This window comes from Catenovulum adriaticum (assembly GCF_026725475.1).
Classification (GTDB): Bacteria; Pseudomonadota; Gammaproteobacteria; order Enterobacterales; family Alteromonadaceae; genus Catenovulum; species Catenovulum adriaticum.
In genome coordinates this window covers 602178-619405 of sequence record NZ_CP109967.1, presented here as the reverse complement: position 1 = coordinate 619405, position 17228 = coordinate 602178, and the positions used below count along the sequence as shown (strand labels likewise).

Here is a 17228-nt window from a genome sequence, read left to right as displayed (position 1 = left end):
ATTTGATGTTAGTCATTATTAGTTACAGTTTCTTTAGTATCCCTTTTGGGATTAGGAGTTAATGATGGATATTGATGAAGATAAAATAGACGAAGCAGCCTTAGCGTTAATGTATCTTACATTGCATGATCACGTTCGAGCATGGAAACAAATTGATTGGGAAGTAACGAATAGATTATATGAAAAAGGGTTAATTTGTGATCCCGTTGGTAAAGCTAAATCTGTTGTGTTGACAGATGAAGGACTTAAAAAATCAGAAGCGCTGTTTCATAAGCTGTTTGTAAAAAAATAAGCAATAAACGGGGTATGTGTAATAAATTTTAGTTGGTTTGGTAAACGCAGCGGCGTCTAAAAAATAAAGTTGCATCAAGTATGCTAATTGGCTTAAATTACCGTCAATTCAATGGCGTACAGGTTCTTGTGTGAATTCGACTTTCTTGTTGGTGCGGGAAAAGAACTTAGTATGGAGCTGGGATCCATAAAAAATAAAATTCAGCATGATACTGATGGAATTGATGATGACGTAAGATCTCAAATTATATACGCCTCCTATGTAATGCCAGCCAACATTGCTAAAGAATTTATAAATGATGCAAATATCGGCGTATTTAAGGACTTTGAAGAAAAAAAGTTAGAAGCAGAAAATTTAAAATCCAAATGGGGTGAAGAAATACAAGAAAAAGAAACCGCAGTAAACGCTCTAAGGGATAAGTTAGTTCAGTATAAGACTGGCTTTAATTTTGTCGGACTCTACGAAGGTTTCTCTGGCCTAGCAGAGAAGAAGAAAAAAGAATCCTTCTGGTTGTTCATGTCATTAGTTTGTATGGGAGTAATGATCGTAGTTCCTCTTGCCACTGAGATAATTCTGTCCATCACAGGAATGATCGATGCAGAAAAGCTTGGCCTTGCTCACCTTATGGTATTGCTGCCATTGATTTCCATCGAAGTTATTTTGATCTACTTCTTCCGAGTAATACTTTTGAATCACAGGTCTGTAAAGGCACAGATCATGCAAATTGAGTTAAGGCAGACTATGTGTTAGTTTATTCAAAATTACACCGAGTATTCGTCTGAGATCAAAAAGGAAGATGCAGGAGCACTAGAAAAGTTTGAAAGCCTGATATTTAGTGGTGTCCTGTCCGATCCAGAGAAACTACCAAGCACCTTTGATGTAATGGAACAAATTGGAAGTCTTATCAAATCAATTAAAAACTCATAATAAATAAGGATAGGTTTATTTTTAAACCAAATTTTCAACAGGCTCCCAAGACCATTCTTGAGAATATTTTTTTCCGTAAGTACAAGTATAATCCACCCCAAATTTAGGAAGTGAATGAACAATAGTTTTATTTAATTCGCTATCAGTTAAATCTGTTCCATCTAGATTCGCAAACTTAAATATTATTGTGTTCTCACCTGCAGGTATTACAGCGTTTTTAATTTTTGGGTGCCCTAAAAGTGAGAAATCAAAATCAGTTAACCCTAGATTAACTCTTAATTCAGAAAAACTATTTATATTAACAATCTCGTATCGTTTTCCTTTTACGACATAATATAATGAAGAAATAATTGCAGGGCCAACACCATGATTACTTATACTAAAAACCAACCCTTTTTTAGAAACCGCAACTTCAGAAGCAAACCGAAGAATAGGTTGTAAACTAAGTCGATTATGTTTTTTAACAACAAGCCCTTGCCATATAGTTAAAAATAAAGCTAGAAACGCAATCACAACAGATGATATCGCGGTTATATCACTTTTAGTAAAACTATTAAAATACTCCAACGAGACTCCCAACCTGAGAATAAACCTAACGAGACTGTAGAAAAACCTCGCCCTTAAAAAATTATCGTTCGCTACGTCAAAAAATTCACCGAATCAATGGTGAAGCCTATCAGATTTTACGTAGAAACGCGTTTTTAGTCTATTTATCATACAAAAATTAAACCTGTAAATTACCAGAGAGTTTTTCTACAAACTCAACGCTTAAAACAAAGGTTATTTATAGCATTTAGAGAATCATTTATAAATAACCCTTTGATTTTTCCTGTTGCTTGGCAGTTTGCACATTAGTGCGCTTTAAACTGCGAATTAAAAACCAAAAAACTGAGCTATTGGCGGGAATTTCAGTGTTAAAAACAAAGCAATACAATCAATGAAAGCCACCTATAGAAAACAATAAAATCAATTACTTAGGATAAATTTAACGCGTTTTTAACTATTTTATCGTAGGTGATTTTTTTGTGTGGTTTGTCATTAGTCACTCAATTTATCTTTAAAAATAAAGGCAGTGTAATCAATGACCGTCACCTAAATAAATGAAAACTTATTTGTTAAATCACAAAGTGAAAAAATAATTCAATCAATCAGCAAGTTGTTGTAAATTAGTATTTTTAAAAATGGCTGTCATTAGTATTGTTGGCCTCAAATGCAGGCATTAACATTGGAAAATTTAATATGAATAAATGGTTTTTAGCACTTGGGATATTAACTTATCTGAGTGGGTGCTCTATTGCTCAAAAAGGGGCAATGATCGGAGCTTACAATGCAATTGAAGAAAACAATTGCATGTTGGCATATAAAAAGTTGAGAAGTGCAGAAAATCACTCAGATACGACACCCGAACTTAGAGCTGAAATAACCTATTTGAGAGCAATTTGTTTAGAAAAAGAACAAAGGTACCAAGAAGCTTTAGGCCAACACTTATACCTAATCAAAGCTTATCCAGAATCTGAATACTCTTACAGGTCAAAAAGTAAAATTTTAATACTCAATAAAAAGAAAAAGCCAGTAACTAAAAAGCAGGAACAAGTAACGCTTATTTAATGCTAACAAGATGATGACGTCAATCACTAAATTTAGGTTTTGGCGTTTTCCATAAAACCCGTCTTTAAGCATCGAATTTAAGATCACGGTTACCTTTGTAACACACGCAATTATGGCAGGTAATCAGTGACAGCCACCTAAATATAAATAAATGAAAATTTATTTATTAAATCACAAAGTGAAAATATAATTCAATCAATCAGTAAGTTGTTGTAAATTAGTATTTTTAGAAATGGTTGCCATTAGTTTTGTTACATCACAAAAAATCACGCCAACCTATTGCTGGTAGGCAGGCGTAGTGTAAAAACAATCAACGAGAAGTTTTATGGTTCATAGCGAAATACATAGATCACATCGCGTAGGGTGGTTACGCGCAGCAGTACTTGGTGCAAATGATGGAATTGTCTCTACAGCAAGCCTTATTATTGGTGTTGCGGCTGCAAACACTGCTCATGAAGATATTCTGCTCGCTGGAGCTGCAGGTTTAGTTGCAGGCGCGATGTCGATGGCCGCTGGTGAATATGTTTCGGTTAGTTCGCAGTTAGATACTGAAAATGCGGATCTCGCAATTGAGAAAAAATCGTTAGAACAGAACTTTGAGTCTGAGAAAGAAGAGCTCGCTAAGATATACGAAGGCAGAGGACTTGAGCCAATGCTAGCTAAACATGTTGCTGAGCAGCTGATGGCTCATGATGCCCTTGGCGCTCATGCCAGAGATGATATTGGTATCACGGAGAGTATTAGCGCTCAGCCAGTTCAAGCGGCGCTCTCTTCGGCTGGTGCTTTTACAGTTGGTGCTGCACTTCCATTAGTAGTGGCATGGTTTGTACAAGGTAAGCTACTTATACCTGTGGTCGCAGCGTTTTCTCTGATGTTTCTTGTTATTCTTGGTGCTACTGCGGCGCGAGTAGGCGGCGCATCAATAATTGTGGGTGCTATCAGAGTTACCTTCTGGGGCGCCCTTGCAATGACACTAACGGCTGTTGTTGGTCGAATATTTGATGTAGTTACAAGCTAAACAATCCCTAAATTCGGATAATAAGTGCAATTACAAACAATCAGTAACAGCCATCTATAAAAATAAATAAAAACAAAGCGCTATAGGTAATGTCAGATAATTTAGCTTTGAGTTCGTTGTTTTGTGGGTTTTGGTTACTTGCTGTTTGTTTATATTGCTCCCTTTAATTGATTTCGCTTGGTTTGTAATAGTTTAATCCAAAAATAGCTGTGAATTTGTAAAAATGGCCGTCATTGATATTGTTGTAATTGATATGCCTGCCCAACCGAATGGCTAAAACGACTGTCAATTGCATTGGAAAATTCAAGCCAGGTTTCATCTGTTAGACCGAGTCAATTAATAATATTGGGGATTTTGCTTGGTATAAAGTCCTGCTGGTGTTGCCTGGTTTTTTAACCTATCCAATCATGGTGTTATTCCCAAATTCAGCCGTAAGCCTGAAGAAATTAACCCTTTATTAGTCACTACGGGCTAGCAAATCGCTATGCTAATTTACTCGATTGGTATTAGCGGCTGGTGATTTACATGAGCGAAGAGAAAATTGTAGAGCCGGATGTGGTTATTACGCACGCCCTGATCTGAGCAGGGGCTGCTTAGTAATGAGTCGTTCTAGCATGACTATGGGCCAAAGGTGGTTAGTTTGAACCTCTACAAGCATATAGATTCACGATCGTATTAAGTTGGATTTACCCAAAATTTTTGGCAACTGCACCAGTGGACTATGATGATAAAAGTTCAATGTTAATTATTTTTACAGCAGGTATTGAAGAGGTTATTTTGGGGATTGTTATGTTCACTTTTTATTGTTGCCTAACTCTTATTTAAGCTCAATATTCCGGCCTTGATCGGTTTGTTACTCTACGTTGTTAAATTCATACCCATCTATCTAGTCGAAGCGTTTAACCCTGTTACAACAAACATACCTTTAATCATTATAAGTTTAGGTTTAATATCAGAGCTGCGTACGATTAAAATCCATATAACAAGAGTATAAACTCGGGTAATGATTAGCTTTCACAGTTTTTCAAGCAATGCAAAAAGCCATGTCAACACTTTTTTGGTTAGGCAGGCTATTATGCAAATACCTAATAATTTGGTAGTCGGGAATGAATAATTCGTTTGAATTTTTAAGCTTAGTTCTTGACTCAATAACGGATCATATTGTTGTTATTGATGAAACGGGTGAAATACAATATGTGAATAAAAGCTGGATAGCATTCGGAAGCAATAACGCCTGTCTTATTGACTATGACTGGAGAGGAGTGAACTATATAAACGAGTGTGACAAGGCGTCGGCATTAGGGGATGAATTTGCAACACACGCAGGAAGTGGAATTCGGAATGTTATAAGCAAGAAGGAAGAAAACTTTTACCTCGAATACCCTTGTCATAGTCCTGCTGAAAAGCGTTGGTTTATGATGCGTATCTCTTCTTTTCAAATTCTTGGAGATAACTACTTTGTTATTTCTCACCAGAATATTACTGAAAGAAAATTAGCAGAAGATGAAGTTAAAAAACAAGCTAGATTAGACGGTCTTACTCAAATTTCAAATCGCAGAACATTTGACAATTTTCTTCATGAAGAATGGCGAAGGTGTTACAGGCTTAAAAAAACAATTTGTTTGGCTATATTGGATCTAGATAATTTTAAATTACTAAATGATGATTACGGTCATCAATATGGTGATGATTGTCTGATTAGAGTTGGAGAATTACTCAAAGAGTTCGCTAATAGACCTGGTGATATTTGTGCACGGTATGGTGGTGAAGAGTTTGTTCTTGTGTGGGGAGACACATCACTTGCGCAGGCTAAACAGCTATCAGATCAGTTATTACACAAGATCACCGAGCTTAATATTCAAAATATAAATTCACCAACAGAGGATTATTTGACAGCAAGCATTGGTTTGGCTGAAATGGTACCGAATTCGAAAAATGGAGAAATTGAATTAATAGGTAAAGCGGATAGCATGCTATATAAAGCAAAAGACAGTGGTAGAAATAAGGTTGAGAGTTAGAATTTATACAGAATAACCAATGACAGCCATCTATAAAAATAAATAAAAACAAAGCGCTATAGGTAATGTCAGATAATTTAGCTTTGAATTGAATTCGTTGTTTTGTGTTTTTTGGTTACTTGCTGTTTGTTTGTATTGAGTACTTTAATTGATTTCGCTTGGTTTGTAATAGTTTAATCCAAAAATAGCTGTGAATTTGTAAAAGTGGCCGTCATTGATATTATTGTAATGGATATGCCTACCCAACAGACTGATTGAAACTATTTTCAATGGCATTGGCAAATTCAAGCCAGGTTTCATCTGTTAGACCGAGTCAGTTAATAATATTGGGGATCTTGCTTGGTATAAATTCCCGCTGGTGTTGTCTGATTGTCTAACCTATCCAATCAGCTAATTGAAGATAATGAGGTGGTCACACGGGGAATGATTTGAAGCACGTTTAAATCAACGTAAGCCATACAAACAAATCAAACCAAGTTTGAGTCAGCTAAAATTGTCAAAAACGACTTGCCTGACGAATTATTGTTTATTTGGCGTTGTCGCTAATTAAATATAGAACATGAAATTTCAGCTTGAAATACGAAGCCGCTGGACATCACTTTAAATATCAAACTAATTCTTTGTCATTGATTTAACCGACTATCGTTAATTTAGTTCCTCTATAAAATTGATAACCACATAAAGTTAACAATTATTAAAGCGTGGTTACATGAAAATGACAAAATTAATTAAATATCTATTAGCGTTAACGCTATTAAACTCAGCTTTTGCATATAGTGCAGACAAAATTAACGGCACGGTACTTATAACCGGTGCGAACCGAGGTTTAGGTTTTGCACTATCGCAACATTTTATTGCCGATGGTTATCAAGTAATTGGCACCGCACGTAAACCTGAAAAAGCGCACGAGCTCAAGGCGTTGGGCGCTAAAGTTGTCCAGCTTGATGTTACTGACGATACTTCTATCGAACAGATGGCGCTGACGTTAAAAGACACACCTATCGATATTGTGGTTAATAATGCAGGTTACATCGCTCATTTAGATCGCGGGTTTGAATCGTTTAAAAACACTAGCCGACACGACTTTTTACTAACCTATAATGTAAACACTGTTGGCCCGTTTATGGTGACACGAGCGCTGTTGCCTAACCTTATATTATCTACCAGCAAGGTTAAAAAGGTGGTTAATATTTCCTCACACGGTGGCATTGTTAACCGTCCAAAAGTGAATGGCATATATTCGTACGACCCAACCAAAACCGCACTGAATAAGATAACTATTGATATGTCAAAAGACCTGCAGCAATTCAATATTGCGGTTGTTGCGCTTGCACCAGGGCATAACAAAACCGATATGGGCGGTGAAAACGCTCAGTTAGAGCCAGAGTTTTCAATGGGTAAAGCCAAAGAAGTAATTAAAGGTTTATCTATGCAAGACACTGGTACTTTTGTGGGTTATTCAGGCTTTTCAATTAAATGGTAATTATTATGAATTTATTTAATCGTTTAACCAATATTGAACCTGAAGAAACAAAAGGTGCTTTATTGTCTTTTTTGTTTATATTTTTGCTGATGACGTCTTACATGATTTTAAAGCCAGTGCGCGATGCACTGCCGAGCGATTGGGGAGATGTAAGCCGAGCAACTCAATGGACTTATACTTTTATATTCGCAACCATAGCCGTTATGGTTTACAACTTTTGCGCTGCAAAAATAACCATTCGAAAATTGGTACCTTGTGTGTTTATTGCCTTTGCAGCCAGTTTTATGGCGATTTTCTCAGCCTATAAATTTGGCGTTGATGTTAATTTTTTAGGTAAAGTTTTTTATGTATGGAGCAGTGTGTTTAGCTTGTTTCATATCTCGGTATTTTGGAGTTTTGTATCGCAACATTATTCTAAATCGCAAAGTAAACGCACTTTTAGTTTTATCAATACGGGCGCCAGTGCGGGTGCAATATTAGGCCCATTAACGGTTATTTTGTTGTCTGAAACTATGAGCATCGAAAACGTGCTGGTGGTAACAAGTGTCGTTTTATTATTAAGTTTGCCAATTATCGCGGTATTGAATCGCCACTTTGATTCAATTGGTGCCAATAATAGCGATTCAGAGCAGCTGCAAACTAATCCGTTTTCTGGCTTAAAAGAGCTATTTGCAAACAAAAAATTGATCGGGTTAGCCAGCTTTATCTTTTTAATGACCGGAGTGAGTGCATTTTTTTACACAACGCAAAGCGACGTATTAGCTGCGTTTGACCGCGCAGAAAGACAACAAATGCTAGGCAGTATCGAGCTGCTAACTAACTGTTTAACCATATTGTTGGGGTTGTTTGTTTCTAATCGAATTTTCCAAAAATTTGGTATATCTGCCAGTTTATCTTTTGTGCCTTTTGCCATAGCTGGATTGATGCTGTTGTTAAGCGCAAACCCAGTGGTGTTGTTTGTACTGGTTTTAGTGGTTGTACGTAGAGCTGGCAATTATGCAATTGTTCGACCTGCCCGAGAAGTTTTGTTTACGTCGGTAGATAAAGAAGCTCGTTTTAAAAGCAAACCTATTATCGATATTGCAATTTACCGCGGTGGCGATGTGTTTTGGATTTGGACTATAGCCTTTATTGGCGATGGTTATTTAGGGTTTAGCACCGCCGAAAAAATTATTTTTGGTGCTGTGGTTGCGCTCGCATGGGGACTAGTTGGCGCATACATTGGTAAAAAACATGAACAAGTAGAAAAACAAGAACTGGGCTATACCAGCGCGACCGATGCTGCCTAGTTTAGCGGGAGAATAAATATGAAACACATAAATTATAAAAGTATATGGGGCGTATGGGCTGCTTTGGCGATAACGGTTGTGTCTGCCGCTGTTAAAGCCAAAGACACAGATACCTATGATTTAACTGCGGCTATGCAGCCAGTGTCAAAAGACAATATTTTTTATGATAAAGACTACTACAACTGGGGTTCAACCATAGTAAAAGGGGACGATGGGAAATATCATTTGTTTTACGATCAAATGCCGAAAGAACATGGGTTTTATTCATGGTTAACAGACGGCATTGTGTCACGTGCTGTGTCAGATAGCCCAACAGGCCCGTGGAAAAAAGTTCAAGAAGTTTTGGGTGGGCGAGGGGACGGTTATTGGGACCAATACACAGTGCACTGCACAAAAGTGTATAAATTTGACGGTAAATATTATCTTTATTACATGTCGACCAACTCAGGTATTATGGATTTAACGCAAGCGCAACTTGATGAAGTGCGTCATGGTAAATGGAAGCCAGATAACCTAAGAGGCATGTTACGCTCAAATCAACGTATTGGTGTTGCGGTTGCGGATAATATTGAAGGGCCTTGGAAGCGCTTTAGTCGACCTTTGTTTGAACCACAACTACCTATTGCCAATCAATCAAATAATGTTTCTGTGACCAAACGCCCTGACGGTGGATATTTAATGATTATTCGTGGCGATCAACCTGATCAAAAGCCGAATGAAATCATCAGAATGCAAGCGGTATTATTGGCTGATAATCCATTAGGCCCTTGGAAAATGCAATCTAAACCTGTGGTCGCTAATTATAATTCGGAAGATCCTGAAGTTTGGTACGATGCAAAGCGTAAACGCTATTATAATTTGTATCATGCGTTTGGTTATATGGGCATGCTCACTTCAACTGATGGCTTAAATTGGCAGCGGGCTAAACACTACAAAGTTGCAGATAAAGAGTACACAACAACGGATGGTAAAACGGTTGAAGTGCATCGCTACGAGCGCATGGGCATATACTTAGAGGATGGTAAACCTGCGGTGATGACCGCTGGAATATTTTTAAAAAATGGCGATACACATTCGTTGTTTATTCCATTAAAAACCGATTAGCTCACTGCTAATCAGTGTTTTGCGTAATAGACACATGGGCAGTTGCTAATTTTGCTGCCCTTATTTTTATGGTTGGATTAACTTTTTAGGCGCTAAATGATTTTTACAAGCCGTTGGGCAACCGTGGTTGTTGTTATAGTAATAAATGTTTTGGTGAGCGCTACTGTCATGTGCTACGCCGATTCAGTCGATCCTGTAAACCAGCAACAATGGCTTAACGAACAAAAGAAATCTAAACTTAATTTATCGAGTTGGCCTGTTACTCGAATCGAACAACTTAAAAAAATAGAATCTCAACTCACTTGGCAAATTGCTCAGCTGCCAAGGCATTGCCCAATTATTTCTGATAATCGCTTGGGTTACCATTCAGCGTTGGCGTTATCCGATACAAGTGCCGACACTTATCATGTAATAGAATTTACTTTTGACAAAAGCTACCTGTTAGAAGCGCTCACGCTGGTGCCGGCATTTAACCCACTTAAACCTTACGGTGGTTCATATGCTTTTCCTACCCGGTTTAAAGTGGAGACAGTTGCAGACCAACACAACAAACCAATCGTCAATTGGTTAGCGCAGGATTTTCCAAATCCAGATTCATACCCGGTATTTTTCGATAACTTAAATCAGCACGCTGAGCAGTTGCGCATTTTGGTGCCAGCGCATGCAACAGATAAATCAAGTTCACATTTTGCTCTAGGTGAAGTGTTTATTTGGGCCAAAGATCCAAAAACTGGCGTAAGCATAAATTTAGTCCAACAAGCCAATACTCAGCTTTCGGTACAAGGTAGTTTTAACCAAACCGTTAAGTGGAATACAGATTATTTAATTGATCAGCACACGAGTTTAGGTTTTGCCATTAGCGAACAACAAACAAATCAAGCCGATTTTTTGGTGTCGGCAGCTAGTGACAACAATGTTAAGCACAAAGTCGAGCTGATGATTGAATTACCTGATGCCCGTAATATTGAAAAAATTGATATTTGGCCTGCCAAACCAAGCGGTAACTTGTTGTTACCCGATTTTGCTTTTCCAGCGAACATTCAAGTGTCGGTGGCCAATGCTGCAGATTTTAGCCAAATACAGCCGCTAATGCCGACCAGCAGGGGTGAACAGTTTGGCACTTTATATTCAGTAAAAACTGATGGGCCAACGCAATTTATTCGTGTTGAAATGGGTGAGCTGCAACAGCTTAATCACCAATGGATTTTGGGGCTCGGTGAAATTGCAATCTTTGCGCAAGATGGACAGCTTATCCAAAACGCTAAAATTACCACCAAGGGCCTACCCGCTGACGCTAATGTTCAGCTTGGACGTTTATTAGATGGTTATACCTGGGGACGAAAAATTTTAACCGAGCAACAATGGTTAAAAGGGTTGGCGCAACGTAGGCCATTAGACCAACAGTTGCAGCAAGTAAAAAATGAACTAACTGCGGCTCACTCATATTGGCAGTGGCTTTTATCACGCTTAGTAATTGCGGGTTTAGTGTTGTTGTTTTTGTTGTTGCTTTTTGTGGTGCTATTTTATCAAAAATCGCAGCGCAACCGTTTATTAATCAAACATTCTGAGCGAATTAACCGAGATTTACACGACGAAGTGGGTAGCAGTTTAGGTGGCATTACATTATTGGCCGATTCGTTAGCGCTAGGTCGTACTGAATCGAGTGAGATGCTCAAAAATGAGTTAGATGAATTGTCCCTGATGGCGCGTGAAGCTAATGCATCCTTGCGGGAAATTGTTTGGCATAGCAAAGGCGATTCATGCCAGTTGCCCGAGTTATTGCAATCTTTATTTGAGCGGGCGCAGCGAGTTTTGCGCAACGTAGAAGTTGAACAAAGGTTACCAGAAAATTGCCCAAAAATTAAAGTGTCGACCGCAGTGAAAAAGCATTTATCGCTGTTTTTTAAAGAGGTTATTAATAACTGTGCAAGGCACTCAGAAGCCAGCAAGTTAAGTTTAATTGCCCGCTGCGAGCACGGCTTTTTAATCATTATAATAGAGGACAATGGTTGTGGCTTTAACGCCCACGATAGTTGCGACGGATGGGGCTTAAAAAACCTGCAAGCACGTGCTGAAGAGCTGTCTGCCGATTTAAAAATAGCAGCTGAGATAAACAAAGGTGTTCGCATTGAACTAAAAATTGAATTAAACACCTTGAGCCTGCAGCTTGGTGATCGTTATCAAACGTCAAATTAGAGGTAAATAATGGCTATTAATGTTTGGGTGGTGGAAGATGACGCGAGTTACCGCCGAACCTTGGTTAAAGTATTAACTCATGATCCGAGTATTGCCCAGTGTAGAGCGTTTCCATCATGTATTGAATTATTTGAAACTTTGGCCAATACCCCACAACCAGATGTCATATTAATGGATTTAGGGTTACCGCGTATGGGAGGCGTGCAGGGTATTATTCAACTTCGCCAAACTCACCCTGATTTAGTGATTGTGGTGCTTACTGTATTTAGTGAAAAAGAAAAGGTATTAGAAGCAATAGATGCAGGTGCGGCAGGCTATTTATTAAAATCTGCCAGTAGTGAACAAATCGTGAAGAACTTACAGGATGTTATCAACGGTGGCTCAGTGCTTAGCCCTGAGATTGCCAAAATTGTTTTACAAAACATTCGCAAAGCGACACCTGAACTTGAATTCCATTTGGCTGCCCGCGAAATTGAAGTGCTTGAGCAATTGTCGCAAGGCTGCAGTGTAAAAGAAATCGCTCGTAATCTAGATATTTCCCACAGTACGGTGTCGACTTACTTGGCGAGAATTTACTCCAAGTTGCAAGTGCAGTCACAGTCGGGCGCAGTTGCCAAAGCACTAAGAAACGGGATTATTAGTTAACCTCAATTCGTTTTAATGAATAGGTTTTAAACGGCCTTTTTCACGGGAACTGCGTTAAACTCCTTGTATACAGCCCCATGGATAGGTGAAAACAATAAATGACAGCCACCTATAGCCACAAGCTACTCATCCAATAAATTATTTAGCTAACGAAACCAACAATTCTGATAATTTATGATTGTCGTAATAAGGCGCTGAGTCGGCAGATACTAAATTAGCGCGGATTAAATTAATTCCATGACTGGCTAATAAAGCTTCTTCATTAAAACTAAGGCACTGACTAAGCTGATCGTCCAATACAATATAATTAAGAAGATTTTGGTAAGGGGTATTAATATCACAGCCCGATTTAAGATAACTAAGGAGTGATTGAATGGTATCCATTACACTCATGGCGTATTGCTCAGGATCTACACCTAAATTAGGAATGTAAACTTTGTTGCATTTGGCGTTTGCAATGCTACTTCCTACGCCCTGGGGTAATAAATTGGCTAAAATACTAGAATAAAAGCTACCCGGTGGATAGCAAATTAAATCAGCGCTATTAATACTGTATTGAATTTCGGGTTTTATATTGGGTGTGACTGGAAACGTGTTGTCTTCGCTGGCGGATAAAAACACTTGTTGAATTTTTTGTTTTATCGGCGCAACTTCTTTGCCGGTAATTAAATGTTGGCCGGTTACGTATCGACCATCTGACAGTTCAGCCACTAAATGATATAGCTCATCAATAATAGGTTTTACTTGGCCTTTAATATCTAAACATTGAGTTAATTCCTCAATGACAGGCTGTAGATTTTTATTGCCCAATAAATAACCGCCTGCAATGCATAAATTACCAATGCTGGAGCCTTTTAAGCTAAAGTTGGGTGGCATGACAGAATAAAAATGGCGTAAATTTTGGCAGATGCTATTTTGGCACTGGCTCGACATTTTTCTAAAGTGCGGCATTTGTCGATTTATAATGGAGCACAATTTAGTTTTTAATTGTGCTTGGGATTGATTGGTTGGAAATCTTAACTTTAATAGTTTTATCGCTGAGTTAACGCTTGGCTGTTGGTCATTTGCTAGTGCCAGCAAACGGTTGCGAATATCGCCAATCGCAGGCATATCGAAATGCTGTCTAAGTTGAGCTGAACAGCCGCCAGAATCAAAAGTGGTTACTAAATGGATGCTATGATGCGTATATTGTTTAATCGTTTTGCTTAACTTTGCCAGTGCAGATCCGCCGCTAAAAAATAAAATGGCCGGCCCAAGCTCTGCTTTGGGCTGTAAAGCAATATCAGATAACATAAATTCAGGCCTTGTCGCTTTGTTGTTAGCTTTATCATATCGCTGGGTGGGTTAGACCTTACTGCGTATTTAAGCCCCATAAGCATTTAAACATTACAATCTGTAATGATAATAGCATTAAATATTGAAAAAACCTGCTAAGTTGATCACAAATTAACGTTGTGCCGAGTGGGCTATTATTATTTTTTGATGCTTTAGATTCGCTTTTCAAACTCGCATTTACAGGGCACTTGGGTATATAATGGCAAGTTCTTTTTATTCCGTTATTAACATTGAGATATATCACCCATGGGTTTGTTTGGTTGGCATCGTGCCGTTATAAAAGTTGGTAGTGCGCTTATTGCACCTGAAGGTAAAGATTGTAGCGGACAATTTTTATTACCCATAGCGCGTTATATTTCAGAATGTCGCCAGCAAGGCAAAGAAGTTATTATTGTTTCAAGTGGTAGTGTTGCAGCTGGCCGTGGTTTAATTAACCATGGCGAAGTGCCTTCAATTGCTGAAAAACAAGCAATGGCAGCTGTTGGGCAAACTCGAATGATGGCTAATTGGGCACGTTTTTTTGATTTTCCTTGCGCTCAAATTTTAATTACTCATGACGATTTAGCCGATCGCAGACGTTACGTCAATATCAAAAATACCATTCGTGAATTACTTAACAATGGTATTTTACCCATTGTAAATGAAAACGATTCAGTTGCGACACAAGAGCTAAAAGTAGGCGATAACGATAACTTAGCGGCTATGGTCTCTCAGGTATCAGACGCTGATTTTTTAATGATATGCAGTGACATAGATGGTTTATATACAGCTGACCCGAGATCAAACCCAGATGCTCAGCTGTTAAATACCGTTGATTTAGTAGACGCGAGCATTTACTCACTTGCCGGTGGCACCAGCAATAAAATTGCGACAGGTGGCATGCGAACTAAAATAGAAGCCGCTGAAAAAGCGACTTTCAATGGCGTGCATACCTTAATTGTAAATGGTCGAAAAGGACTGGTGTTTGATAAATTACTGCAAGGTGAGCAGCAAGGCACTTGGTTTAAACGTCAAGCCAGCCCTAAAAAAGCACGCAAGCATTGGCTGCAATATACATTAAAATCGCAAGGCCAAATTGTGTTAGATGCCGGCGCAGAAAAAGCGGTATTAAATAAAGGTGCTTCATTGTTAAGTATAGGCATTACCCAAATTGAGGGTGTTTTTCATAAAGGGGATGCTGTTAATTTATTCAATATTGGCGGTCAGCTTATTGCAAAAGGCATAAGCCAGTATAGCAGTATTGAATTAAGTAAAATTAAAGGCAAACAAAGCCAACAAATTGTCGATATATTAGGGTATTGTCCAAGTGATGTTATTATTCACCGAGACGATCTCGTGATTTTATAAAGGGTCAGACTAAATGAGTTTTTCAATTGCAAAAATGGCAAAAGATGCACGTAAAGCATCTTTTTCAGTTGCCAACTTAAGTACCGCGCAAAAAGATGCTGCGTTATCAGCCATGGCGGCGAAATTAGTTGAACGTACCGATTTAATTTTAGAAGAAAATGAGCGCGATTTAGTAGCTGGTAAAGAAAATGGCTTAACCGATGCGATGATCGACAGATTACGTTTAACACCAGAGCGCATTCAAGATTTGGCGAATGCCTTGACAGAAGTGACCCAACTGCCTGATCCAGTTGGCGCGATTGCCGATATGAAAGCGCGTCCAAATGGTATGCAAGTAGGTAAAATGCGTATTCCGTTAGGCGTTATTGCAATGATTTATGAATCACGCCCAAATGTAACGGCAGAAGCAGCCGCTTTGTGCTTAAAATCGGGTAATGCGGTTGTGTTACGCGGTGGTAAAGAAGCTTTGTATTCTAACTTAGTAATAGCTAAATGTTTGCACGAAGCTTTGGTTGAACAAAATATAGACCCCAATGCGATTTGTGTTGTGCCAGACACAGACAGAGCAGTCATGAATGAATTAATGACCTTATCTGACGATATTGATTTAATTATTCCACGTGGCGGCGAAGGTTTAATTCGGTTTGTAACTGAAAACAGCCGCATACCTGTTATTCAGCATTTTAAAGGGGTTTGTCACCTTTATGTTGATGCTGGTGCTGATATTCAAATGGGTTTAGATTTATTACTAAATGGTAAAACCCAGCGCACAGGCGTGTGTAACTCACTTGAAACATTATTAGTAAATCAAGAAATTGCTGAGCAATTTTTACCTTTGGCTGCAAAAGCGATGGCCGAAAAAGGGGTTAAAATTCATGCTTGTGAGCGCAGTATTGGTTATTTTGAAAATGCAGAAGCAGCAACAACTGAAGATTGGGATGCAGAATATTTAGCATTAGAAATTGCGGTTAAAGTGGTAGATGATTTTGACGCGAGTATTGAGCATTTAGAGCAATACAGCTCAGGCCATACAGAAGTTATTTGTACTAAAGATTATGCGCGAGCCAACGAGTTTGTACGCCGTGTAAATAGTGCTGTGGTTATGGTTAACGCTTCATCGCGCTTTTCAGATGGTGGGCAACTGGGTTTAGGTGCTGAAATTGGCATATCAACTTCAAAATTACACGCTTATGGGCCTATGGGGTTAGAGAGTTTAACCACCCAAAAATTTGTTGTAATGGGTAACGGCCAAATTCGAAGTTAAGGTTAAGGGTTATTTGGATTTGGATTTGGCTTAGGTTTAGATCCGGCTTAACTCAAATTCAAGCCATATAAAATAAAGCCACTTGTCTGCTTACGTCAGGCAAGTGGCTTTTTTGTTTAAGCGCAAGCTAGAGCTCATCATTTTATTCTGCTTTTTTAAGCGATGCTGCATTTATACAATAGCGTAAATTGGATGGGGGCGGGCCGTCTGGAAAAACATGCCCCAAATGGGCATCACAAACATTGCATAAGGTTTCTATACGCTGCATACCATGACTCTCATCAGAGTTGTACGCAATGGCATTTTCGGTCGCCGGTTGTGTAAAAGATGGCCAACCTGTACCACTATCAAATTTTTCATTTGCATCAAATAATAAATTATCACAACACACACAATGATAACGTCCGGGCTCAAATAAAGTGCAAGAATCGTTGCTAAATGGGCGCTCAGTGCCTTTTTTACGAGTCACAAAATAAGCTTCGTCATTTAACAATTCGCGCCATTGCTCATCTGTTTTTTCAACACGATAAGGGGGATTGGGATTACCATCTGCACTAAAAAGTAAAATGTTTTGCCATGTCAGCATATTTCTTCCTTAATTGTGAATTGAAACAATACCCAAAATGGGCCTATTTTGGGTTCCTGTATTAGCGGCATATAAATTAACCGCTAAGGGTATTAAAAAAATTACCTCAGCTCAGC

General features: G+C 38.5%; 15 protein-coding genes. 12 read left to right on the top strand and 3 right to left on the bottom strand.

Annotated elements, in window-relative coordinates; translation table 11 throughout:
• Positions 1-64: 64 nt before the first annotated feature.
• Entirely contained in the window at positions 65-292 is a 228-nt protein-coding gene (locus OLW01_RS18340) for a DUF6429 family protein (RefSeq protein ID WP_268076950.1), read from the top strand.
• Positions 293-418: 126 nt separating this feature from the next.
• The gene (locus OLW01_RS18335; protein WP_268076949.1) at positions 419-1042 is read left to right on the top strand and encodes a hypothetical protein; all 624 of its coding nucleotides are present in this window, start codon (positions 419-421) and stop codon (positions 1040-1042) included.
• Between the two features lie 198 nt (positions 1043-1240).
• Here OLW01_RS18335 and OLW01_RS18330 read toward each other — a convergent pair whose 3' ends face one another.
• On the bottom strand, positions 1241-1786 hold the full coding sequence (locus OLW01_RS18330; RefSeq protein WP_268076948.1) for a hypothetical protein: 546 nt from the start codon (positions 1784-1786) through the stop codon (positions 1241-1243).
• 672 nt (positions 1787-2458) lie between these two features.
• Here OLW01_RS18330 and OLW01_RS18325 point away from each other — a divergent pair.
• The 8 genes from OLW01_RS18325 to OLW01_RS18290 all read left to right on the top strand — a co-directional run bounded on the left by OLW01_RS18325 (position 2459) and on the right by OLW01_RS18290 (position 12580).
• Positions 2459-2827, top strand: a complete 369-nt coding sequence (locus tag OLW01_RS18325; RefSeq protein WP_268076947.1) for a hypothetical protein — start codon at positions 2459-2461, stop codon at positions 2825-2827.
• 325 nt (positions 2828-3152) lie between these two features.
• The gene (locus OLW01_RS18320) at positions 3153-3845 is read left to right on the top strand and encodes a VIT1/CCC1 transporter family protein (RefSeq protein WP_268076946.1); all 693 of its coding nucleotides are present in this window, start codon (positions 3153-3155) and stop codon (positions 3843-3845) included.
• Positions 3846-4951: 1106 nt separating this feature from the next.
• Positions 4952-5863: a sensor domain-containing diguanylate cyclase gene (locus OLW01_RS18315; RefSeq protein ID WP_268076945.1), complete on the top strand. Its 912-nt coding sequence runs from the start codon at positions 4952-4954 to the stop codon at positions 5861-5863.
• Positions 5864-6572: 709 nt separating this feature from the next.
• Positions 6573-7346, top strand: a complete 774-nt coding sequence (locus OLW01_RS18310) for an SDR family oxidoreductase (protein WP_268076944.1) — start codon at positions 6573-6575, stop codon at positions 7344-7346.
• Between the two features lie 5 nt (positions 7347-7351).
• Entirely contained in the window at positions 7352-8635 is a 1284-nt protein-coding gene (locus OLW01_RS18305; RefSeq protein WP_268076943.1) for an NTP/NDP exchange transporter, read from the top strand.
• Positions 8636-8653: 18 nt separating this feature from the next.
• A complete protein-coding gene (locus OLW01_RS18300) occupies positions 8654-9739 on the top strand; it encodes a glycoside hydrolase family protein (protein WP_268076942.1) in 1086 nt (361 codons plus the stop codon).
• Positions 9740-9835: 96 nt separating this feature from the next.
• Complete coding sequence (locus OLW01_RS18295; RefSeq protein WP_268076941.1) at positions 9836-11935, top strand: sensor histidine kinase; 2100 nt, start codon at positions 9836-9838, stop codon at positions 11933-11935.
• A 9-nt stretch (positions 11936-11944) separates the two neighbouring features.
• Positions 11945-12580 carry a response regulator transcription factor gene (locus tag OLW01_RS18290; RefSeq protein WP_268076940.1) on the top strand — a complete coding sequence of 212 codons (636 nt, stop codon included), beginning with the start codon at positions 11945-11947 and terminating at the stop codon, positions 12578-12580.
• A 138-nt stretch (positions 12581-12718) separates the two neighbouring features.
• Here OLW01_RS18290 and OLW01_RS18285 read toward each other — a convergent pair whose 3' ends face one another.
• Complete coding sequence (locus OLW01_RS18285) at positions 12719-13873, bottom strand: GAK system CofD-like protein (protein WP_268076939.1); 1155 nt, start codon at positions 13871-13873, stop codon at positions 12719-12721.
• Positions 13874-14161: 288 nt separating this feature from the next.
• Here OLW01_RS18285 and proB point away from each other — a divergent pair, with 288 nt between their 5' ends.
• Entirely contained in the window at positions 14162-15262 is a 1101-nt protein-coding gene (gene proB / locus OLW01_RS18280; protein WP_268076938.1) for a glutamate 5-kinase, read from the top strand.
• A gap of 13 nt (positions 15263-15275) precedes the next feature.
• On the top strand, positions 15276-16526 hold the full coding sequence (locus OLW01_RS18275) for a glutamate-5-semialdehyde dehydrogenase (protein WP_268076937.1): 1251 nt from the start codon (positions 15276-15278) through the stop codon (positions 16524-16526).
• 142 nt (positions 16527-16668) lie between these two features.
• Here the strand turns inward: OLW01_RS18275 and msrB are convergent, their stop codons facing one another.
• Positions 16669-17112, bottom strand: coding sequence for a peptide-methionine (R)-S-oxide reductase MsrB (gene msrB / locus OLW01_RS18270; protein ID WP_268076936.1), 444 nt, complete (start codon positions 17110-17112; stop codon positions 16669-16671).
• Between the last annotated feature and the right edge of the window lie 116 nt (positions 17113-17228).

Bases quoted from the DNA above. Each gene is read 5' to 3' on its own strand.
- OLW01_RS18285 (WP_268076939.1), bottom strand. From the start codon at position 13,873: ATGTTATCTGATATTGCTTTACAGCCCAAAGCAGAGCTTGGGCCGGCC.
- OLW01_RS18305 (WP_268076943.1), top strand. From the start codon at position 7,352: ATGAATTTATTTAATCGTTTAACCAATATTGAACCTGAAGAAACAAAA.
- proB (WP_268076938.1), top strand. From the start codon at position 14,162: ATGGGTTTGTTTGGTTGGCATCGTGCCGTTATAAAAGTTGGTAGTGCG.
- OLW01_RS18340 (WP_268076950.1), top strand. From the start codon at position 65: ATGGATATTGATGAAGATAAAATAGACGAAGCAGCCTTAGCGTTAATG.
- OLW01_RS18315 (WP_268076945.1), top strand. From the start codon at position 4,952: ATGAATAATTCGTTTGAATTTTTAAGCTTAGTTCTTGACTCAATAACG.
- OLW01_RS18275 (WP_268076937.1), top strand. From the start codon at position 15,276: ATGAGTTTTTCAATTGCAAAAATGGCAAAAGATGCACGTAAAGCATCT.
- OLW01_RS18290 (WP_268076940.1), top strand. From the start codon at position 11,945: ATGGCTATTAATGTTTGGGTGGTGGAAGATGACGCGAGTTACCGCCGA.
- OLW01_RS18320 (WP_268076946.1), top strand. From the start codon at position 3,153: ATGGTTCATAGCGAAATACATAGATCACATCGCGTAGGGTGGTTACGC.
- msrB (WP_268076936.1), bottom strand. From the start codon at position 17,112: ATGCTGACATGGCAAAACATTTTACTTTTTAGTGCAGATGGTAATCCC.
- OLW01_RS18325 (WP_268076947.1), top strand. From the start codon at position 2,459: ATGAATAAATGGTTTTTAGCACTTGGGATATTAACTTATCTGAGTGGG.
- OLW01_RS18300 (WP_268076942.1), top strand. From the start codon at position 8,654: ATGAAACACATAAATTATAAAAGTATATGGGGCGTATGGGCTGCTTTG.
- OLW01_RS18295 (WP_268076941.1), top strand. From the start codon at position 9,836: ATGATTTTTACAAGCCGTTGGGCAACCGTGGTTGTTGTTATAGTAATA.
- OLW01_RS18310 (WP_268076944.1), top strand. From the start codon at position 6,573: ATGAAAATGACAAAATTAATTAAATATCTATTAGCGTTAACGCTATTA.